The organism is Virgibacillus sp. NKC19-3 (genome assembly GCF_019837165.1).
Lineage (GTDB): Bacteria > Bacillota > Bacilli > Bacillales > Amphibacillaceae > Virgibacillus_L > Virgibacillus_L saliphilus.
Genome location: NZ_JAGYHC010000001.1, coordinates 3771883 through 3791459, shown reverse-complemented (window position 1 = coordinate 3791459; position 19577 = coordinate 3771883). Strand labels below are relative to the sequence as shown.

24 protein-coding genes and 1 riboswitch are annotated in these 19577 nt (G+C 40.6%); of the genes, 10 read left to right on the top strand and 14 right to left on the bottom strand.

Going from position 1 to position 19577, the window contains the following annotated elements:
- Positions 1-147: 147 nt before the first annotated feature.
- From KFZ56_RS18035 to KFZ56_RS18025, 3 genes are all read left to right on the top strand, one after another.
- Positions 148-1365: an MFS transporter gene (locus KFZ56_RS18035; protein ID WP_222643523.1), complete on the top strand. Its 1218-nt coding sequence runs from the start codon at positions 148-150 to the stop codon at positions 1363-1365.
- Positions 1366-1407: 42 nt separating this feature from the next.
- Entirely contained in the window at positions 1408-2178 is a 771-nt protein-coding gene (locus tag KFZ56_RS18030) for a class I SAM-dependent DNA methyltransferase (protein ID WP_222643521.1), read from the top strand.
- A gap of 280 nt (positions 2179-2458) precedes the next feature.
- Entirely contained in the window at positions 2459-2641 is a 183-nt protein-coding gene (locus tag KFZ56_RS18025) for a hypothetical protein (RefSeq protein WP_222643519.1), read from the top strand.
- 49 nt (positions 2642-2690) lie between these two features.
- On the opposite strand, the gene KFZ56_RS18020 is transcribed toward KFZ56_RS18025, so the two are convergent.
- From KFZ56_RS18020 to KFZ56_RS18010, 3 genes are all read right to left on the bottom strand, one after another.
- Complete coding sequence (locus tag KFZ56_RS18020) at positions 2691-3803, bottom strand: N-acetylmuramoyl-L-alanine amidase family protein (RefSeq protein WP_222643516.1); 1113 nt, start codon at positions 3801-3803, stop codon at positions 2691-2693.
- Between the two features lie 324 nt (positions 3804-4127).
- Complete coding sequence (locus KFZ56_RS18015; RefSeq protein ID WP_222643514.1) at positions 4128-5597, bottom strand: alanine/glycine:cation symporter family protein; 1470 nt, start codon at positions 5595-5597, stop codon at positions 4128-4130.
- Positions 5598-5664: 67 nt separating this feature from the next.
- Entirely contained in the window at positions 5665-7254 is a 1590-nt protein-coding gene (locus KFZ56_RS18010) for an amidohydrolase (RefSeq protein ID WP_222643512.1), read from the bottom strand.
- Between the two features lie 204 nt (positions 7255-7458).
- Positions 7459-7630: riboswitch (Lysine riboswitch) on the bottom strand.
- A gap of 348 nt (positions 7631-7978) precedes the next feature.
- Here KFZ56_RS18010 and KFZ56_RS18005 point away from each other — a divergent pair.
- Complete coding sequence (locus KFZ56_RS18005; protein WP_222643510.1) at positions 7979-8164, top strand: hypothetical protein; 186 nt, start codon at positions 7979-7981, stop codon at positions 8162-8164.
- Between the two features lie 99 nt (positions 8165-8263).
- Here KFZ56_RS18005 and KFZ56_RS18000 read toward each other — a convergent pair whose 3' ends face one another.
- The 7 genes from KFZ56_RS18000 to KFZ56_RS17970 form a co-directional block, all read right to left on the bottom strand.
- A complete protein-coding gene (locus KFZ56_RS18000) occupies positions 8264-8530 on the bottom strand; it encodes a PepSY domain-containing protein (protein WP_222643509.1) in 267 nt (88 codons plus the stop codon).
- A gap of 162 nt (positions 8531-8692) precedes the next feature.
- Complete coding sequence (locus tag KFZ56_RS17995) at positions 8693-9937, bottom strand: ABC transporter permease (protein WP_222644050.1); 1245 nt, start codon at positions 9935-9937, stop codon at positions 8693-8695.
- Complete coding sequence (locus tag KFZ56_RS17990; protein WP_222643507.1) at positions 9930-10862, bottom strand: ABC transporter ATP-binding protein; 933 nt, start codon at positions 10860-10862, stop codon at positions 9930-9932. The genes KFZ56_RS17995 and KFZ56_RS17990 overlap by 8 nt, the downstream gene beginning before the upstream one ends.
- Before the next feature lie 19 nt (positions 10863-10881).
- Entirely contained in the window at positions 10882-11736 is an 855-nt protein-coding gene (locus KFZ56_RS17985) for an ATP-binding cassette domain-containing protein (RefSeq protein WP_222643506.1), read from the bottom strand.
- Between the two features lie 3 nt (positions 11737-11739).
- Positions 11740-12132, bottom strand: coding sequence for a GntR family transcriptional regulator (locus KFZ56_RS17980; protein WP_222643504.1), 393 nt, complete (start codon positions 12130-12132; stop codon positions 11740-11742).
- 145 nt (positions 12133-12277) lie between these two features.
- On the bottom strand, positions 12278-12457 hold the full coding sequence (locus KFZ56_RS17975; RefSeq protein WP_222643502.1) for a hypothetical protein: 180 nt from the start codon (positions 12455-12457) through the stop codon (positions 12278-12280).
- Between the two features lie 77 nt (positions 12458-12534).
- Entirely contained in the window at positions 12535-13257 is a 723-nt protein-coding gene (locus KFZ56_RS17970; protein WP_222643500.1) for a DUF485 domain-containing protein, read from the bottom strand.
- Between the two features lie 286 nt (positions 13258-13543).
- On the opposite strand from KFZ56_RS17970, the gene KFZ56_RS17965 reads away from it, so the two are divergent.
- Positions 13544-14062, top strand: coding sequence for a DoxX family protein (locus KFZ56_RS17965; protein WP_222643499.1), 519 nt, complete (start codon positions 13544-13546; stop codon positions 14060-14062).
- A 238-nt stretch (positions 14063-14300) separates the two neighbouring features.
- Here the strand turns inward: KFZ56_RS17965 and KFZ56_RS17960 are convergent, their stop codons facing one another.
- Positions 14301-15227 carry an AEC family transporter gene (locus tag KFZ56_RS17960; RefSeq protein ID WP_222643498.1) on the bottom strand — a complete coding sequence of 309 codons (927 nt, stop codon included), beginning with the start codon at positions 15225-15227 and terminating at the stop codon, positions 14301-14303.
- A 151-nt stretch (positions 15228-15378) separates the two neighbouring features.
- On the opposite strand from KFZ56_RS17960, the gene KFZ56_RS17955 reads away from it, so the two are divergent.
- Positions 15379-15789, top strand: coding sequence for a DUF378 domain-containing protein (locus tag KFZ56_RS17955; protein ID WP_255585215.1), 411 nt, complete (start codon positions 15379-15381; stop codon positions 15787-15789).
- Between the two features lie 77 nt (positions 15790-15866).
- Positions 15867-16040 (top strand): asparagine synthase, encoded by a 174-nt coding sequence (locus KFZ56_RS17950; protein ID WP_222643497.1) that lies wholly within the window; start codon positions 15867-15869, stop codon positions 16038-16040.
- Positions 16041-16150: 110 nt separating this feature from the next.
- Here KFZ56_RS17950 and KFZ56_RS17945 read toward each other — a convergent pair whose 3' ends face one another.
- Positions 16151-16825, bottom strand: a complete 675-nt coding sequence (locus KFZ56_RS17945; RefSeq protein ID WP_222643496.1) for a DUF3169 family protein — start codon at positions 16823-16825, stop codon at positions 16151-16153.
- Positions 16826-17029 (bottom strand): helix-turn-helix transcriptional regulator, encoded by a 204-nt coding sequence (locus KFZ56_RS17940; protein WP_222643495.1) that lies wholly within the window; start codon positions 17027-17029, stop codon positions 16826-16828.
- 410 nt (positions 17030-17439) lie between these two features.
- Here KFZ56_RS17940 and KFZ56_RS17935 point away from each other — a divergent pair, with 410 nt between their 5' ends.
- The 3 genes from KFZ56_RS17935 to KFZ56_RS17930 are packed head-to-tail and all read left to right on the top strand — an operon-like array spanning position 17440 to position 18691.
- Positions 17440-18024 (top strand): hypothetical protein, encoded by a 585-nt coding sequence (locus KFZ56_RS17935; RefSeq protein WP_309228328.1) that lies wholly within the window; start codon positions 17440-17442, stop codon positions 18022-18024.
- Positions 18025-18032: 8 nt separating this feature from the next.
- Entirely contained in the window at positions 18033-18227 is a 195-nt protein-coding gene (locus KFZ56_RS19925) for a hypothetical protein (RefSeq protein WP_309228327.1), read from the top strand.
- Between the two features lie 5 nt (positions 18228-18232).
- Positions 18233-18691, top strand: a complete 459-nt coding sequence (locus KFZ56_RS17930) for a hypothetical protein (RefSeq protein WP_222644048.1) — start codon at positions 18233-18235, stop codon at positions 18689-18691.
- A gap of 49 nt (positions 18692-18740) precedes the next feature.
- Here the strand turns inward: KFZ56_RS17930 and KFZ56_RS17925 are convergent, their stop codons facing one another.
- Positions 18741-19520, bottom strand: coding sequence for a class I SAM-dependent methyltransferase (locus tag KFZ56_RS17925; protein ID WP_222643494.1), 780 nt, complete (start codon positions 19518-19520; stop codon positions 18741-18743).
- Between the last annotated feature and the right edge of the window lie 57 nt (positions 19521-19577).

Genomic DNA, 19577 nt, shown 5'->3' with positions numbered 1-19577 from the left:
GTTTTGCCGATGCTGGGACAATGAACCTGTCCCTGTGTCCCAAATAATTCTGCAATTTGAAAGGAATTCACTGCTTCTGCATCGAATAAGTATATTAATGAATATAATAAACATCGGTAACCATAGGGAGAAAGGAAATGCAACTACATGAAGAGTCAATTAGCTCATTGGAAGGAGCCTATTTTTCTATTAACTTCTGTCGGGATTGCAAGTATAGGTGACTTTATCTATTTGGTTGCCATTAATATTTTGGTGTTTCAGATGACTGGCTCTGCAGCGGCGGTGGCTGGTTTGTGGATTATCGGGCCTATCGTCAATATCCTGACGAAGTTTTGGACGGGGAGCTTCATCGATTATCGAAGCAAACGAAAAATTATGATCCTTACTTATCTAGCAAGAGCATTTTTCATATTTTTCATTCCTTTTGTCCCTAACATTGTATTTGTTTACTTGATTTTGATTTTCTTGAGTATCGCTAAGGCGTTCTTTACACCTTCATCCACGACATACATCACACAGTTAATTCCAAGACATATGCGAAAACGCTATAATTCCATGCAGTCCTTCACAACATCCGGCGCTTTTATCATTGGCCCGGCTATTGGTGGAACGCTTATACTGATAAGTTCTGTGAAGCCAACGCTTTTGATGAATGCTTCCCTGTTTGTGCTTGCAGCTTGTTTGCTGTATGTATTGCCGGAAAAAGACAGCTATGATAAAAATGCGATTCCAAAATTATCGTTTGTCCAGATAGTGACGGATGTTAAGGTTGTTCTATCTTTTGTAAATAAGCATACGTATGTTGTGCTTCTCTATTTAGCGTTTTTGGCTACGACCATTTTCACCTTTGCGATGGATGCCCAGGAGGTCGTTTTCGCTCAGCAGGTGGTTGGTTTGACTGAGGTGGATTATAGTATGCTAGTCAGCATAACAGGGATTGGTTCCATTGCGGGCGCGCTTATAATCTCGGTGTTTTCACAGAAATTTTCACTGCGTTATCTGATTGCCCTTGGAATTCTAATGCAAGCTACCGGCTATATTTTATATGCCTTTTCATGGTCGTTTCTATCCATTGCATTTGGGTTTACGATTCTAGGTTTCTTTAATGTCTTTCTAAATGCAGGCATCATGACCTTTTACCAAAATAGTGTCCCTACAGCGTTAATGGGAAGAGTGACAAGTATATTCCAATTGCTGCAAAGCCTTTTTCAAATCATATTTGTCTTAGGTGTTGGTGTGATCTCGGATATCATACCATTGCGGATTACAATTATAGCTTTGGCATTTGGGATGTTGATAGTCGGTGGTTTGATGGTTGTTTTGCTATTTTTGCCTGAGAAGAAACTGTATTTTCAGGAAACATAAAAGGGACAATGAACCTGTCCCCGTGTCCCGGGAGGAGATAAAATGATGGAACACAATAATCTGGAGGAATTTCGTAATGGTGAACTGTATGATGCAACAAATGCGTTGAAGGATGTGGAAGCTGAATTTTTTAGTGACCTTGCTTTCCAATATGGAGGGCCTATACTCGATGTTGCCTGTGGGACAGGTAGGCTGACTATTCCGCTGGCAGAACAGGGCTATGATATTACGGGTGTTGATATCACACCTGAAATGCTTAAAACAGCAAAGAAAAAAAGTGAACGTCTCGGCCTACGAATCAACTGGATTGAAGCTGATGTTAAGCAACTTAAGTTAGAACGTAAGTATCAAATCATTTTCACGACTGGGAATGCCTTTCAAGGTTTTACAACGCGCGAATCACAAGAAGGATTATTACAATTTGTACACAATCATCTAGATTCAGATGGTGTTTTTGCCTTTGAGACTAGAAATCCTGTGCTCTCCCGACTATTAAATAACCAAAATATTGAAGAGCAACGAGAAAATAAGGTTAATGAAGGTGGAAAACGTATCACCCATACTTGGAAGCACCATTATGATTCCATCAAACAACTTGAACATTATAAGCAAACATATCAAATTTGGGCAAACGAACACGAGGTAGAGGAAACCATACACACTCGAATTGCCATCCGATATGTATTCCCACAAGAGCTTGAAATGTTGCTGTATTATAACGGATTTGTATTGGATAATGTTTATGGAAATTTTGACAGAAGCCCGCTTCAAGCTGAAAGTCCGCTGATGGTGTGTATTTGTCGGAAGCGTTAACGAAATGGCTTTTAAATAGTCCTTTTTCGAGCATTAAGAACTTGAATTCAACCATAAAAATAGGCCTTGTCAGTACAGTAAAGAAATACTGATTATATTTTTGTGTGAGATCACCGGGTGAATACGGAAAGTAATGAACAGTATTGTCCCTTAATCTTTTTTCAGGTAGAATTATTCTCGAAAGGTAAGATGAAGAATCAGGGAAACGTTTCACTCCATGATCCAATAATTTATCGAATCTGAGCGGGTACAACAAATAAGTCTTGAAGGAGGTAGCACCATGAACACCAAAGAAGAAGTGATTAAATTGATTAAAGAGCTACCGGATAATGTGACAATGGAAGAAATAATGCATGAATTATATGTTCGAATTAATATGGAAAAAGGTGTGCAGGACCTAAGCGAAGGAAAAATAGAAGCTCATAAAACGCCGAAGATGAGATCCGGAAAGTGGTTGCATTAAAAAGGGAATCTGCCCTCAGCATTGGGAGGGTAGATTCCCTTTTTTTTAATCATTCACCAAAATAGTTCTTTAATCCATTCTCAATAGCCTGAGCCACATTGTTTTGATAATCAGCTGTTTGTACCGTTGCAAGGTCGCTTTGATTTGTAAGAAATCCTAACTCTGTCACAACGGATGGAGCATTATTATTACGTAACACACTATAATTGGCCTGCATAGCTCCCCTACCTTGCAAATTAACGGTAGAAGCCAGGGAAGCCTGAATTTCCTCTGCAAAGTGACGATCTGCTCCATTGGAATGGAAATAAGTAGTTACTCCATTTACCGATTGAATCGGGAAAGAATCATAATGTAAACTAATGAATGCATCTGCTTGCGATTCGTTGCTGATCTGGGCTCGTTTTTCAAGGGGAATGAAATTATCATCCGTTCTTGTCATCGTTACATTTGCACCAGCATCAGCCAATTGCGCCTCGACTGTTTCGGCTGTGGACATGGCTAAGTCTTTTTCATATATATTATTAAGCCCGATTGTTCCTGGATCTTTTCCTCCGTGACCTGGATCAAGGACGATCGTATAGCCTTCCAGCGATCCGGAAGACTTCTCAGCTGATTCATGATTCGCTGGCACCGCAGCCTCACTCTCATTAGAGGAAGTTGCAGCATCCGTTAACCATGCAGCAATCCATCCTGTAGCCCCATTGGCTAAAGATACTTTATGCCAATCTCCAGCTGTTTCTATGGTGTTGTATGTATCTCCGGATGATGCTGAGGCGATAACGGAATGGTTCGTACCCGGCCCTGAACGAACTTGAACATTATTTGCAATGACTGTAATTGTGTCGGCTGTATTTTCTGAAGCTGACGTCTCGCTTTCTACGGAACTGTTAGCCGGAATTAAATGGTGTTTAGCGACCCATGCCTCATTACCACCATAATAGGTTTGCACCCAACCATATCGCTCTTGAAAAGCAACAATGGTGTCCCCTTTAGTTAAGACATCAACGATTTCTGCCCCATCTGCGGGTGCACTTCGAACATTGAGCACCGTAGTACTTACCTCATACGTATCTCCGCTTTCTGCTTGACTTGTTGTTGGGAGAAATAGATATAAAAATAGCAAAAAAGCCATCCCAACTGTAAAATAACGAATTAATCTCATATAAACCTCCTTTTTGTGATGAAGCATAAAATCTATTAAATTATATGCTATAATTTAATTATAACCTTAACAAGTAATAAGTAAACCACATTTTTCCAAAATAATCCAGATATACTAGAAGAGATAGGTAGAATAGTACTTTCTGAGGACTAGTAGCAGAGATGTTCGTGGAGGATGTCGAATGAAGGAAGGCTTAGCGTAATAGAACGACGAATAAACAAACTCGAATATGGTATGGAGCACTCTAAAAGCTGTACCAACCAACTGTACCAACGTAAAAGGCAGCAGCCCAGCTTCATTCGCCAGGCCTTCATTCTCTATCACTCACATCCATTTCTTTTTTGCTTCTTGCTTTTCCTTATCCTCATAAAATAATACAAAGTCAGGATCCACTTGCCCAACTCCGAGATATCTTGCTTTATAATCGTTAAGAAGCTCAAAGAATTTTTTGCTTAGAATTAAGATCACGACGACGTTGATGAATGTTGGTATTGCAGAAGTAATATCCGCAAAATACCAGACGGTTTGGCCCGGGATTCCGAAGCTGGCAGCATAGACGACCATTAGCATTCCCGGTATGGGATAAAACCATTTGAAAAAGGCGAGTAGTCCATTTTTTAATTTATGTTCTCTATTTTTAAGTAAATGCCGAAGTAGGATTTCATAATAGAGAAACCAGCCGCTCAGGGTGGTTAACCCAAATAAGAAAATGGATAGGGTGATAATGATTCGCCCTGCCTCACCTATCCCAATTTCAAACGCAGACAGCGTCAAATCCGCTCCTGACAAACCAGAAGCCCATGCACCGGTAATGATGATTGTAAACGACGTAATGGTACACACAATAATCGTGTCTACAAATACCTCAAAGGCTCCCCATATTCCTTGTTTTACAGGATGGTTGACTTTAGCAGTAGAATGGACCATTGCAGAAGTCCCCCATCCTGCCTCATTACTATATACCGACCTGGCTACTCCCATTTGAATCACTTGCGCAACTGCGGCTCCTGTAAAACCACCAACAGCGGCGGTACCTCCAAATGCACTCGTGAATATGAGGGAAAAAACGTCACCGATCTCTCCAACGTTACTGATAATGATGTAGATGCCACAAAGAATGTAAAACATAACCATAAAAGGCACTAATTTAGATGCTACCTTTCCAATATGCTTGATGCCACCGTAAATAATGAAATAAAGAAAGATAATAAATAGAATCGAAGCAGGGATCATGCCGATATCAAAGGTTGAACTGATTGCCTCGGATATCGTATAGTTTTGCATCGTAATAAAGAAAGTGGAAAAGATACCCATACCGAAAATAAATGCAGGGATCATCCAGTATTTAAAATTCCGCTCCTCACCAAGCCCTTTTTCCATATAATACGTCGGTCCACCATATGGATCGCCGTTTTCGTCTGTATTTCGGTAGTAAACAGATAATGTTACCTCGGCTGTTTTGATAATCATTCCGACCAACGCACATAGCCACATCCAGAATACAGCGCCAGGACCGCCAACTGCAATTGCGGTGGCGACACCACCAATGTTTGCCACACCAACGGATCCGCCAATTGCAGTACTTACTGCTTCAAAAGAGGACAAGATCCCTTTCCCTGCACCTGCTTCCTTTTTGTTAAAGAGATTTCCAAATGTTTCCTTTAAAATATGCGGCAAGTAGAGGAATTGAAAAAATTTACTTCGAAAGGTAAAAAATATTCCAACAAAAACAATGGTAAGGATTAGCGGCAATCCCCATAAAAAGGCGGATACATTTTCCAATAGAGCTTCCATCGACCGTACTCCTTTCTAGTCGTCGAATTTTTCTGAGCCGTAAGAAAGGATATATCCTTTCTTACGGCTATTTAATTTCTCCACTGATAATGGTCATTTCAATGGTTGTATGTAATAAATTATCCGCATCTTCCAATTGGAATGGATCCATGGAATAAACGGTCATATCTGCTAACTTTCCTCTAGAAATTGTTCCTTTTTTCGTTTCTTCATTGGTCGGATAGGCACCCATTTCCGTGAACAGGCGAAATGCTTCATGCATGGTTAATTTTTCTTTCGGATTCCAACCGGCATGGTTTTCTCCAGGTGCTTTCCTTGTTACAGCGGCATGAATGCCGAGCAATGGATCAACAGGCTCTACAGGCGAATCCGAGCCTCCTGCGCATTGGACGCCCGCAGATATTAGTGTTTTCCATGCATAAGCAAGCTCGATTCGCCTTTTGCCAAGTCGATCCTCAACCCACGGAAAGTCGGAGGCCAAAAATCGTGGCTGGATATCTGCGATTCGACTAGGTTGGGCCAGCCGCTTTATCAGATCTTGTCTCAATACCTGTGTATGAATCAGTCTGTCACGGTAGGAAGCAGAAGGAAACTGATCCAAAATATTCAATACGTTTTCCAAAGCCTGATCACCGATCGTATGCACAGCAACCGGCATGGACAAATCCCGAGCTCGTTTGACAATATTAAACATTGCTTCCTGATCATACATGGCTTCCCCATTGTTTCCCGGGTCATCTTCATAGCTTTTCGATAAAAGAGCAGTTCTTCTTCCGAATGCACCGTCAGCAAATAATTTTACAGCACCGATTTGCAATGTATCATTTCCGTATCCTGCGTACATACCCATATCTCTTAACTCATCCAGAAAATCATGGTTGATTAATAGATTTGCGCGTAAGCCGAGTTCTTCTTGATTCAATAATTCATCATAAATTTGATATGTTTGCGCTAGTCCCCCTAAATAAAGCGGGTCGTTCGAATGCACACTCGTCAATCCCTTTTTCAGCGCGAATTGGATCGCCTGCCTCATCGCACCCTTTAGCGCCTCGTAGGATTTTTCGGGAATTTGTTGATTAAATAGCTCAGAAGCCGATTCAAGCACGAGCCCGGTCGGTTCTTTCGTATGTCCATTTAAAACAATCTCACCGCCTACAGGGAGGCTCATATTTGGATGATAGTTAATCATCTCTAACGCCTTTGTGTTAACTATCGAGGCATGCATGCAAATCCTGGATAAATATACTGGATTATGTGGAGCGACATGGTTCAGTTCGCAAATGGTGGGTATGGCGGGTCCATCGGTAAAAAGATTTTCATCCCAGCCACCTCCTACAAGCCATTCTCCGGGTTGTAGTTTGGTTGCTCTTAACTGAATTTGCTTTAACATTTCCTGTTTAGAAGTGACGCCTGTCAAATCTAAATGTAAAAAAGTATGCGCAATCTGGGAAAGATGGAGATGACTGTCGACCAAACCAGGGGTAACGGTTTTGCCCTCCAAATTGATTACTTTGCTATCTGGTCCATTCCAATGAAGCAGCATGTCCCCTGTTGTTCCCATATCGATAAATCGGCCATGATCAACCACGACAGATTGAACAGTTGGTTTTGTTTGGTCAAATGTATAAATATTTCCATTGGTGTAGATTTTTTTCATGATGGCTCTCTCCTTCGTTATTGCCTGGATCGATCATTTGTAGAAATGGCTGAAGCGATGCTGAGAAGGGACTGATGTGATCCTGTTTTATTTCGTATATAGCTAGAGCCTGAGCTGAGGGGATTGTTATGATAGTTGTTTAAAATAAAAAACAACGATAGAAAATAAGCTATCCTTGTTTTACAAAAGATGTTATCCTCCATCTCGATCAGCAGTTCTCCATGCACGTCACATGACAGTATGCCCTTTATTGAAAGACATCCCAGCAATAATAAGATTGACTCTTATTATGCTTCGGCGAATAATCCTTTCATCAATCTTCATCGATGTCATACTCCAATTGATTACTTTTATCATCCGCGCCTCTACCTCACCGATCTGATAAGGTATAGTATGAAATTATGTAATATACTATCAGATTATTGTGTCTGGTTCAAGGGATTTTTTTGAATGATGAAAAAAGCTGTCCACCAAAGGGCGGCTTTTCTTCCATGAATGATGAAAATAATTCTTCTATCCTCCTGTAAGCCAGAGCTACATGGTTGACCAATTTACATGAAAAAAATCATGGCGCGTTTCGCATTGGTTTATCAGTGAAGCAGATTGGTGAAGAACGAGCATAAAAATGAGTTGGATAATATGCGTTTCGTTTGACGAATACATAATCATATATTTCGTTATTGAATATTTTAAATAAGAAGGAATAAAATTTGGAGGTGTTAGCATGTCGACTATGCCAAGAACGGGAGCAAACAATCCTAAAAATACAACAGTAGGATCATCCTTATCCTTGGAAGAACTGGATTTTATCGGCTCCATCTTATTTTTCATCGGTTCGAGCATTTCTGTTTATATAGCTTATAAAAGTCTTACCGATTCAACTTCCACAGAAATAGAACCATTGGAATAAGGTGTTTTTAACAGGGGATTTTCCCCATGAAAATAAAAACCGTATGGAATCAAATGAAAAAACCGCTATAGACTTACAGCGGTTTTTTCATATTGGGTGCTAGTCAAGATCGATACTGAGAATATTACCTGTACTTCGATCTACATCTACTTCATACTTCGCTCCTTGTTGAGTTACAATTTCCACTTCATAGATTTGTGTATTGTTCTTTGTATCCAATTCAGCACTAACCACTTCCCCAGGAACCTGCTGCAGGGCTATATTTATTCCCTCTATCATGTTTATTTGGCGATTCCAATTTTCTCTATATCCATATCCTTGATGTTGCCAGTTGGGATATCCAGTTGGTCCCCAATAATGATACATAACAAAAACTCCTCCTCTGTGTTAATGATGACTCTTTAGTATGTTATGCATTTACCCAGATTCGGTGTTATCCGCCACATGGGATATGTATAAATAATTTCCGCGTTCTATTTCATCAAAAAAGCGAAGTACCCCACAAGGCACTCCGCCAATACCTAACGCTTAAGCCCGAATCCACTTCCAAATCTCACCCGGTGTCGCGTTTTTCCCGTACATCAGAATTCCAGTTTTAAATATTTTCCCCGCCAGTTTCATAAAGAACCAGACACTTACAACTAGAATAGCTACAGCAATAAGGATCTCCATCCATGGCCATTCCTCCATTAGTGAGAGGCGGAGGAGTAACACGCCCGGGGAAGTGAAGGGAATATAGGTGCCGAGTTGTGCTACAAAGCCGCTCGGATCATTGAATACTGGTCCGATAAAGATAAACGGCAAGAATGGCAGCATCATAACCATCCCCTGGAAGTTTCCTGCTGTTGACATATCGGCCATGGTTGCACCGACACCAACGAAAATAGATGCGAACAACAGATAGCCTAAAATAGCGATAGCCATTAACAAGAGCAGTTCCGGAACAAATAAATACTCTAGAATCGGGATATCTAATCGCCATACGAGAACCGGTAGGACAAATACAAGCAATACGGCCACCTGAATAAGTCCCAGCACAAAGTAGCCGAAAATTTTTCCTTGCATTAATTCTCCAGGTGTCAATGATGATAGAATGATTTCAGCAATTTTGTCTTTCTTTTCTTGGGAAGCACTTTGGAATATCGCCATACCTGTGAAAACAATCGAAAGCATGATAGCCAAGGCAAAAGCGCCAGGAACCATTCGCTCCATCGGATTATCTCCTATGCCATCGGACTTTGCGCTTCCTTCGGTTTCATTAGCCTCCATGTCTCCTGCAGTTGTCTCATCAAATTCAACACCACTGGAGACGACCGCCATTTCTTCATCGCTTAATCCTAACTGTTCCAGCTTTATTGCCTGAATGGGTGCTTCTAAAACCTGTACTTGATTGGTAAAAAATTGATCCATTTCCTCGCTTGTATAGACCGGTACCACGCCATCTTCCAAGGCATGCTCATCTACAAATACGTAAGCCGTGTTTTCCTCGTCTTCCAGCGCTTCCCTTATGTTCGCCTCTTCCACATCGGTTTGCTCAAGCTCCCAATCGAAACCGGATTGTTCGACGGTTTGTTCCATTTGCTCATACACACCGAGTTGATCATTTACTAAAACAGTTGTTGAGGTTGCATCATCATCTGATCCACCGAAAATTGAGGGCATCATAAAGAAAAACAGGAAAATGGCAGGTGTTAAAAATAACCCGATAAGATAGGATTTGCTCTTCATATTGCGTTTAATTTCCCATTTAGCGACCTTCATGGTGTTACGCATATGCTTCACCAGCTTCCTCTACAAAATTTCCGTCTGTGGCGATATCGATAAATATTTCATGAAGCGAAATACGATCGATCGTTAATTCCTGGATGGCGATGTGATCCGGCAAATGCTTCAGCCAAATAGATGGTTGCACATCGCTTTCCAAATAAAGAATCGATGTTTCTTCCTGTTGGTCCACCCGCTGTACTTGCGGTATGCGTTCAAGTTCAACGGGCTTATTTTCCCCGCGGATGGTACATTTGAAATTCGCATATTGTGTCTTCACGTTATCCATGGTCCCATAGATCACCTTTTGTCCTTGATGCATCATAAATAATCTATCAGCCATTTCTTCAACAAGGTTCATTTGATGGGAGGACAGAAGAATTGCTGTACCTTTATTTGCAAGGCTCTGAATCTCTGTCTTGAACAATTCCTGACTGACCGGGTCAAGTCCGGAAAAGGGTTCATCCAAAATCAACAGTTCCGGCTCATGAATAACCGATGCAATAAATTGAATTTTTTGCCCCATTCCTTTGGACAGTTCCTCCACGGAAACTTTCTCTTTTCCTTCCAAATCAAATTTTTTCAAATAAGCTAGTGCACGCTCTTTCGCCTTATCAAGCGGATAGTCTTTGAGTTCCGCTAAATAGAGTAGGATATCCATGACTTTTACATTCTTGTACAGCCCGCGTTCCTCCGGTAAATAGCCGATTTTATGACGCGGAATTTCCTGTGCTGCATTATTTTGAAAGCTGATCGTTCCCCCGTCCGGGTACATGATCCCCATGATGCTTCGAATGGTCGTTGATTTTCCTGCACCATTGGGGCCTAAGATTGCCATAATTTCCCCCTTTCGTACATCAAAGGAGATGTTTGAGATAACCTGTTTGCCTTTAAAGGACTTTCCTAACTTTTCTACGGATAGCATTGTTTCCACACGTTTTTCCCCTTTCTTCCTATTTTCGTTCCAGCAGGAGCGTAATAATTTCCTCCAAATCCAGCGCTGTACGGTTCGTCCATTCCAAATTATTTTCCAGGAAATAATGCTCCGTTGCCGCAGGCTGATTCGAAATGATTTGCTGATTCTCCCGGGAAACTTCGCCTGATATATGTGCTGTTGGCAGAGGACTCGTTACCCAGTAGCGTTTAAAGCTTTCCGTTAATGCTTCCTTTTCAAAAGTTCCTATCATTTCTCCACTCTTTAGGATGGATAAATAATCTACAAGTTTCATCATATCTGCAGATTGATGGCTTGCCATGAGAATGGCGCGCTCTCCCTCATCCATCCAGTCTACGAGTATGTCCATCAGATACTTTTTAGATGGAATATCCATGAAAGATGTTGGTTCATCTAGTAGTAATATGGGTGTATTTCTTGGAATCGTTAATGCCAAGCTCAGCTTCTGCTTGACGCCCTGTGATAATTTACCGAATCGCTTATTTAATGGGATATCGAAAAGTTTTATCATTTTATCGAATAAGGCATCGTCCCAATTCGAATGCAATGGCGAAATGATATCTCTTAACGTTTTCGCTGTATAGGCATCCCAGCCAATGACAGTCTGAGGCTGGTAGGCAATGTTAGCCTTCCAGCTTTCGTCCTGCCCATAAACAAACGTATCATAGATCTCGATATTGCCCTTATCCGACATTGCCAGATGCATGATTAGCTTCAGTAATGTACTTTTCCCGGAGCCGTTGTTGCCGACTAAGGCGGTGATCGTGCCGGGTTCAAGGTTTAAATCAATCGGGCCCAGTTGGAAATCATCTATCTGTTTCTCTACATCTTTCATGTGTAGAACGGAAGCCATTGCTTAGTCTCCTTTCTTATGTCGCATTAATACTTCGTGGAAAATTTCTTCAATTTGCGCAACGGTGTAATCATAATTAATCGCTGTTTCCACTGCCTTTTCGATAGTTTCATAGACGGAAGATATTTTCATTTGCTGTTTTAGGGAGTCGCCTATTTCTGCAACAAAGGTGCCTTTTCCTTGGGTTGTTCGAATAAACCCCTGATATTCTAGGTTTTGATAAGCGCGCCTAATGGTGATCACACTGATTTCCAGGTCCTTGGAAAGCGCTCGAACGGAAGGCAGCGGGGTATCTGCAGGAAGATGCCCGCCAGCAATCAATGCCTTCAACTGGTTTTCGATTTGATGATAAATTGGTTCACGTGAATCCTTGGAAAGACGAATTGGCAGCTCCACGGTATGCACCCCTTTTTTGTGTCTTTGAAATTATAAAATTTCAGGATTGTGGATAATTTAGTAGCCAGATAAGCCTCATCCGGCTCCAGCGCCCAGCAACTAGCAGGTCTTTTTGGTGGGACGAGCGTTAGCGCAGTCCCAAACTTCATATTCCTCCATTGCGATAAGCGGGCATCGGTTCGCTTGTCAGCTCACCGTGTTTCCTTTTCGCTTTCCAAGCATAAGATTCACTTTGACTTTCGCCATTAATTGGCGACAAGTCAAGTTCATCTAATCTCACCTGCGGAAAAGGAGCTTCAACTAAATTCGCCACTTTGCTAAGCACGCCTGACCACCCGCAGCGCTAAGCGCAGTTTGTACGTTGCTAACCGGGCGCTTCCGCCTTTGTTCTGAAATGCTCCATTAGAGATAATCTAATTTATCCATTTGCTTATTCATATAACGCTGCCAGTAATGAAATCCAAGGAACACAAGTACAATCGAAATGATGGATGATAATAATGGCCAATGTCGGGCTGCAATGATGGTTAAATAAACAGGACCATTGCCGAAAAGCAGGTGAAAAAAGGTAAGGAGCATCAATCCCCCTATGATCAGACCGATGGTATAAAATGTCATAATTTTCGTGTTCACTTTATCCCCCGCATCACTTGCAGGCATGATGAAACCTGCGTAGATGCCGAACGCAATCCAAATGATTATAAAGGCAACGTGCGAGAGTGGTGACATCATAACTTGAAACTCAGGGTTTACAATATATAGTGCAATAAGCATTAAAAGACTATAAGGAACGGAATAGGCAGCATAAACGATGAATCTGTTTTTGATGATTATATTTTTGGAAACAGGTAATTGTGCGAACATGATTAAAGCAGGCGATGCCCATATTTCTCCACTGATTTTCTGGTATTTAAATTCTTTCGTTCTTAACCAGGCGGGGGCAAGGGCAAACAGGATCATAAAAAAAAGATCAAATCCCGCAAAATCATTTTCTAAATAAGCACTAAATGACGGTAAGAAAAATAGTGTCATGAAAGCATAGAATAGAAAAAGCCCGATGAATGTCTTTAAGGAAGTTTTCCATTCAAATGTAGCTAGCCAATACGCTTGCCTCCAGTCTTGCATGATACATCCTCCCTTCAAACTGTAATACTGTGTATGTGTATATAAACAGTATAAAACACTTTTGCTGGAAGTCAAGGCTATTTTACAAATTGCTCAGAATGATAATGGATGGGGGGGCTATATTCGATGTTCACTTTTTTGCCATAACTTTATTAACAAAATGTGAAATAGTGAACATATTTACTTTTATGATGGCGGTGTCATGTTACAATATAATTGTAATAAAGAAACAAACCACACAATATATTGTGAAACATTGAATAAAATGTAAAAGGAGATGGAAATGATGATCATGAATTTTATTCGCAATAATAAAGTTATGGCTGGGATTTTAGCTTTTTTACGGATTTATATCGGATACCAATGGATGACAGGCGGATACGGGAAAATTGTTGGGGGAGAGTTTGATGCTAGTGGATTTATTCAAGGTGCCATTGCCAATTCAACTGGTGAAGGTGCAACGGTTCAAGCATGGTGGGGAACATTTCTGGAAACAGTAGCACTGCCGAATGCAGAACTTTTCACATACCTAGTTATGTGGGGCGAATTACTGGTAGGTATCGCACTAATTCTGGGTATATTCACTAATTTTGCAGCACTAATGGGCATCACCATGAATTTCGCTTTCCTATTCAGTGGTACCGTAAGCACAAACGCACAAATGGTGGTCATCACTGTATTCCTATTGATTGCAGGTTATAATGCAGGTAGATATGGCCTGGATAGATGGGTAATTCCTTTCTTGAAGAGTCACATGACAAATCAAACAAAAGGTCAAAAAGAAAAAGATACGGTTGCAGCGTAAAAGAAAAGGGAACTGCAAGTGCGACAGCCTGATACCGATATTCCATCGGTATCAGGCTGTTTACATTCAATATCGGGAGAGAAATATGGAAATCGGGAGAGTACTTCGTCAAAACGGGACTCACTCCCTTTCAAACGGGAGGCGCAATCGGTGAATCGGGAGAGCGATCCCTTCAAACGGGAGGCGCAATCGATAAAACGGGAGAGCGAGTGCTGCAGTTTACAAGGAACACCCCAAATCAGTATAAGAAATGCAAAATCAAATAAAGCAATGGAATAGTCAGAGCACATAACAGGCTGGATATTAATACGCCCAAGGAAGCAAAAATGGTATCTCCTCCGTATTTCTGCGCATAAAGCGACATTGTTGGAGCTGATGGCATACCAGCAGCAAGGAAAGCAACCGCAACTAGTGTCAATGATACAGAGGAAATAGCAAAAGGAAGCAGGAATAACGGTATGATGACTAACTTCGCCACGGCGGATTTCCATAAATATCTATTTTTTAATAAAAAAGGGATGTTTTTATAGTGTACATTCGCGATTAAACTGCCAATTAAAATCATAGAAAGCGGAATTGTCATTTTTCCAACACTCTCCAGGGTATTTGCAATCATAGCTGGCCAGCTTATGGGGAGAACTAAAACAATTAATCCAATTGATGTAGAAAGCACTCCCGGATTCAGGAAGATCTTTTTCCACTCCATGGCAACTGTATTTCTGGTAAATAAGTAAATCCCATAGGTCCAGATGAGAATGAAATATATGATATTAAACATCGTTAAATAAACGATTCCTTGCTCTCCAAAAATAACAAAAATGACGGCATAGCCAATATACCCTTGGTTGCCAAAAATAATAAGCCCTTCATAAACATGCTTTTTGCCTTTTGGAAGTTGTGATCGCTTCCGCATCCACATAGCTAAAAAAATGGATAATAGAAGGATATAGGCGGACATCAACAACAACCATCCAAAATCCCTCAACAATTCAAAGGAAAATGATATATCCAAGGAAAATAAAATGAGAGCAGGTAATGTTATATATAAGATAAGCTGTGTCAGCACATCATTTCCTTCTTCTTGAAGTATATTGGTTTTCCTTACCGTAAATCCCAGTATCGCAATAAAGTAGAGCTGGAGCATCTCAAGTGCAAAGTTCCCCATCCGATAACCTCCCATTTACCGGATAGTATATGTATAAATGCCCCATAAAGTTTCTAACCCACTTCCAAGGTTATAACGAAAAATTGTATGAAAAGAGCTGTATCTCAAATAATAAGTGCATGCTCCGCATTTTTTGCGAAAGAGCAGAAAAATGGAAGCAAGAATGCGCGTAACAGATGCCATTCATTCTATAAATGCGAAAGGAATAGGAGGTGAAAATGTGCGAACCGTTCAACGTATTGCGTTAGTATTATTAATAATCGGTGGTGTGAATTGGGGACTAATTGGATTGTTTCAATGGGATTTAGTAGCATCACTTTTTGGTGGACAAGATGCTGCATTGGCCAGAGTAGTGTACACCCTTGTTGGAATCAGTGCTTTGTACTGCCTGACATTATTTTTTGAGCCAATGGATGAAGCGGATCATGGCAATGATCATGAAAATGAACCTAGAAATTTAAGTTATGGTACAGAATTTAGTGATGAAACCGATCTGAATCATAACGATCTTTCTGGAAACTTCCCGGAACAGGATCGAAATTTTACAAATAAAAAGGATTAAGGCTCTTCCAATTGTATCGTTGTAAATTGCGAGCGAATAATTAAGAGATGTTTAAAACATTCGGGAGGGATATGACGATGAATATTCGTGAAGGAATGATACCAACTGCGTTAGGTTCGGTTGTAACAGCTACAGGCTATGGATTAAAGCAAAAACGTAGTTCCAATCAAATGATTGCCAATACCCTATTTGGCTTTGGATTAGCACATGTTGTACTAGGTACCATCGACCTCATTCAACACCGTAATTAAAAATATCAAACGAGGCTGTCACCCCTGTCTTCACTTTGGCGACAGCCTCATTTTTAATCCCCATTTTTGCTTTTAAGTAGAGGGAATCTGGTTATGAGCTACACGTTTTGTTATCTATTACGAATCACCAGCTGATATTTCACATTAACTACCAGCAATACAACGGCCATAAGGATAATCGAAAAAATCTCTGCGTTGTCAGAATTAATGGAGTAGACGGTCGATAGTACAATAGCAAGGATGAGTGTAACGTTCAATAATCCTTGTGATTGAAACAGTCCATCCAGAATGACATGCTTTTCTCCATTATCTGCAATATCGAGTACCGATTCAGGGTAATCTGCATGGGAAGCGGTTGGTGCCATGTTACGATCGGAATACACGTGTTGCATGATATGCGTCATGTACCGGTTTAAGACAATCGTGATGAGAAGTACAATAATGGATCCTACTGTCATGATTACGTTTTGGGTTGCAAGAAGACTTAAGCTAAGTGCTAGTATAGAAAGAACGAAACTGACATTGGCACACAGAGCATAATCAGAAAATAGCTTATACTTTTTGTTTTCCACTTCATCTTCTTCATCACCTGTAAAGTGCTGGCTGTTTAATGATTTAACCTTTCGAAACCGGAAAATACTCCTAACGATTAAGATAATGGAGATAGCCATGAGGCTAATGACAGCAATCTCCCCGGCATAATGAAGCTCTGAAAAATTCATCAACACATAATAAGAAACAAATCCAACGAATCCCGCTGCGATAAATCGTACGATTAAATTCATTTACAACTCCTCCTCCTCAAAGCTAAATACATTTTCAACAGGCTCCTTAAAAATACGCGCAATACGCACGGCAATTAATAGGGAGGGCATATACTCCCCACGTTCGATTAAGCTTATGGTCTGCCTGGATATTCTTGCGTGTCTCGCGAGCTGTGTTTGATTATAACCTTCACGTGCACGAAGTTCCTTTAAGCGGCTTTTCAAACTAGATCACCTGCCATTTTTTAAATGAATAATGGTATTGTACACGATAATGATCAATTTGACAATGATAATTGTCATAAAAAATACTATCATTGTCAAATAGGGTAATCGGCCGTATCCATGCTTTCAAGCGGGATGCAACATCAAGCAAGAAATCTCTTGAACGGGAGAAAGAATGAAAAATCGGGAGAGCAGCCCATCAAAGTGGGAGAGAGCGTTCTCAAAACGGGAAGGCGCATCATCAAAACGGGAGGCAATCCCTACGAGATCCAAGGAATTTAATAGTTAAAAAGGATTTATTTCTTTCATTTCCCTGGATTCTATTACCTTTCGTTCACAAGGTAGATTACAAGTATAAAAATCTTCTAAAAAGGAAAAACTAGCAAAAGTAGAAAAAGGAGGTTTTTTAAATGGATAATTATGTACCGGACAATACTGCTAGACGTTACATCGCACATGTCAGTGTGCTTGGTACCACACAGATTCATTTAAGAAGCCCCTCTGTTATTGCATGGTGGAGCGCAGCTTTTCCCGGATTTGGTCACTTACTTTTATCGAAATATATTCGGGGCTTTGTCTTATTTATTTGGGAGGTGATTGTTAATGTGCAGGCAAATGTTAATTCAGCAATTATATATACATTTCAGGGTAATTTTGATATGGCTACTAATGTCCTGGATACCAGGTGGCTTTTAGTCTATTTGCCCGTGTACTTTTTTGGAATTTGGGATAGTCATCGAACAACTGTAGATATGAATAAAGTCTATGTATTGACCGAGCATGAGGAACATCGCTTCAATATATTTAGCATGGGGCATTGGAAATTAATTATTTGGATAAGAGAAGCCCTGTTATGGCAGCATTTTGGTCGGCTGTTGTACCAGGTTTGGGCCAACTCTATATCCATCGAATTGCGACAGCTTTCTTTGTTATCTTCTGGGCTGTTCTCTTTTTTTACTTCTCCCATGCGCTCGAAGCTATTCAGCTTTTGTTAGTAGGAGAGGTGGCACAAGCAACCGCTGTCTTACAAGGTGAATATTTGATCATGTTGCCTTCTATATATGGCTTTTCTATGTATGATGCGTATGTAAATACCGTGGAGAATAATAAACTGTTTGAAAAAGAACAACGACGGTTTTTAAAGCAACATTATCAACACCCTGATTTTCAACTTCTAAAAGGGAGAAAAGTGAAGTGATAAGCATGCAGTTATATTCCATATTTGATAACGATATTTTTTTAGAGATGGCTATTTCCACACTGGAAAAAAGGGGGATTAAAAGAGAAAGTATTTATGCAGTTCCTCTTGATAATCGAGTGGAAGCGCGCAGGTTGTTTGATAGCTTGGATACTTCCGATGGTACGTCACTGATTGATATAGGGACTGCACTTGCTACGGCCTTTGCGGTTGTTGGGACAAGTATTGGCTTCAAAATGGCGTGGGGTCCAATAGTGTGGGGGCTACTATTTGCATTTTTGGGATTTATTATAGGTGTTGTCATCAGACTGTTTACCGAAAACGTTTTTAAAAAGCGAAAAAGAATGTTAAAAGGGAAACATCCGGAGGTCATTCTGATTATTGATTGTAAGGAAGAGTGGATGGAATTAGTGGAAAAAATTTTGTGGGAACATCTAGCGTTAGGGGTTGCAAAAGTGAAATAGCAGATGGATAAGCTGGTTAGCATTTCTTGCGAATGTCAGTGAGCCATTTCTAGCACTTTGTAGCCATCCATATCGTCCAGCGGTCTTTATCAACGATAGGGCCGTTTTTATTCAGCTTAACGTCCATAAAATGAATGAGTTGTTCTATTTCCTTATCGGTTAATTCATGCAGGATAGACCGCCCTTGTCTTGCACGTATGTCTGCTAGTAATCCGTCTTTGGAGGGATACTTTTTTCTAGTCTCCCATAATGTTGCTTGCTGAATGGCTGTGAATCCAGCCGCCTTTAACGCTTTTACAACAATGTCACTTGTATATCTTCTTTTCATTTCAAGTGTAACAAAATGCGGAAATTTGGAAAAGAAGTATCCTCTAATGTGCTCATGACTTCCTTCTAATAGGCAATCAGAAGGGGTTCTATCTTGGATAAGGATGGATCCCCGATGTTTTAATATCCGAAATGCCTCTGTAAAACATGAAGATAGATCTTCCAAATGATGAATGAGTGCACGCTCCAATAGAAAATCAACCGAACGGTTTGGTAGCTTTGTATCATATGCACTGCCAACTTGAAAGTCTATTTGCTTGTAATCACTGGACCGCTTTTTGGCCTCCTCAATCATCACCTTAGAAGAATCAATACCGGTAATAGCAGCAATTCCCATATCAGCTAGAGCTCTTGCATAGATACCACCTCCACAACCCACATCCGCTGCATCATGAATATTCTGCAAATCGACCATTTTCTTGATCGTATCATACCAGCTCATATCTGGTTTGCGGGTGGCATAACTGTCTTTGTTATCTGGGTCATGGAAATTAATAGTCAATGGAATCAGTCTCCTTTCGCTTCCGGATTGGGAACTGCTTTTAGTGTATACAAAATC

Excerpts from the sequence above, each read along its gene's own strand:
- KFZ56_RS18035 (WP_222643523.1), top strand. The coding sequence starts at position 148 with ATGAAGAGTCAATTAGCTCATTGGAAGGAGCCTATTTTTCTATTAACT.
- KFZ56_RS18030 (WP_222643521.1), top strand. The coding sequence starts at position 1,408 with ATGATGGAACACAATAATCTGGAGGAATTTCGTAATGGTGAACTGTAT.
- KFZ56_RS18025 (WP_222643519.1), top strand. The coding sequence starts at position 2,459 with ATGAACACCAAAGAAGAAGTGATTAAATTGATTAAAGAGCTACCGGAT.
- KFZ56_RS18020 (WP_222643516.1), bottom strand. The coding sequence starts at position 3,803 with ATGAGATTAATTCGTTATTTTACAGTTGGGATGGCTTTTTTGCTATTT.
- KFZ56_RS18015 (WP_222643514.1), bottom strand. The coding sequence starts at position 5,597 with ATGGAAGCTCTATTGGAAAATGTATCCGCCTTTTTATGGGGATTGCCG.
- KFZ56_RS18010 (WP_222643512.1), bottom strand. The coding sequence starts at position 7,254 with ATGAAAAAAATCTACACCAATGGAAATATTTATACATTTGACCAAACA.
- KFZ56_RS18005 (WP_222643510.1), top strand. The coding sequence starts at position 7,979 with ATGTCGACTATGCCAAGAACGGGAGCAAACAATCCTAAAAATACAACA.
- KFZ56_RS18000 (WP_222643509.1), bottom strand. The coding sequence starts at position 8,530 with ATGTATCATTATTGGGGACCAACTGGATATCCCAACTGGCAACATCAA.
- KFZ56_RS17995 (WP_222644050.1), bottom strand. The coding sequence starts at position 9,937 with ATGCGTAACACCATGAAGGTCGCTAAATGGGAAATTAAACGCAATATG.
- KFZ56_RS17985 (WP_222643506.1), bottom strand. The coding sequence starts at position 11,736 with ATGGCTTCCGTTCTACACATGAAAGATGTAGAGAAACAGATAGATGAT.
- KFZ56_RS17970 (WP_222643500.1), bottom strand. The coding sequence starts at position 13,257 with ATGCAAGACTGGAGGCAAGCGTATTGGCTAGCTACATTTGAATGGAAA.
- KFZ56_RS17965 (WP_222643499.1), top strand. The coding sequence starts at position 13,544 with ATGATCATGAATTTTATTCGCAATAATAAAGTTATGGCTGGGATTTTA.
- KFZ56_RS17960 (WP_222643498.1), bottom strand. The coding sequence starts at position 15,227 with ATGGGGAACTTTGCACTTGAGATGCTCCAGCTCTACTTTATTGCGATA.
- KFZ56_RS17955 (WP_255585215.1), top strand. The coding sequence starts at position 15,379 with ATGGAAGCAAGAATGCGCGTAACAGATGCCATTCATTCTATAAATGCG.
- KFZ56_RS17950 (WP_222643497.1), top strand. The coding sequence starts at position 15,867 with ATGAATATTCGTGAAGGAATGATACCAACTGCGTTAGGTTCGGTTGTA.
- KFZ56_RS17945 (WP_222643496.1), bottom strand. The coding sequence starts at position 16,825 with ATGAATTTAATCGTACGATTTATCGCAGCGGGATTCGTTGGATTTGTT.
- KFZ56_RS17935 (WP_309228328.1), top strand. The coding sequence starts at position 17,440 with ATGGATAATTATGTACCGGACAATACTGCTAGACGTTACATCGCACAT.
- KFZ56_RS17930 (WP_222644048.1), top strand. The coding sequence starts at position 18,233 with ATGCAGTTATATTCCATATTTGATAACGATATTTTTTTAGAGATGGCT.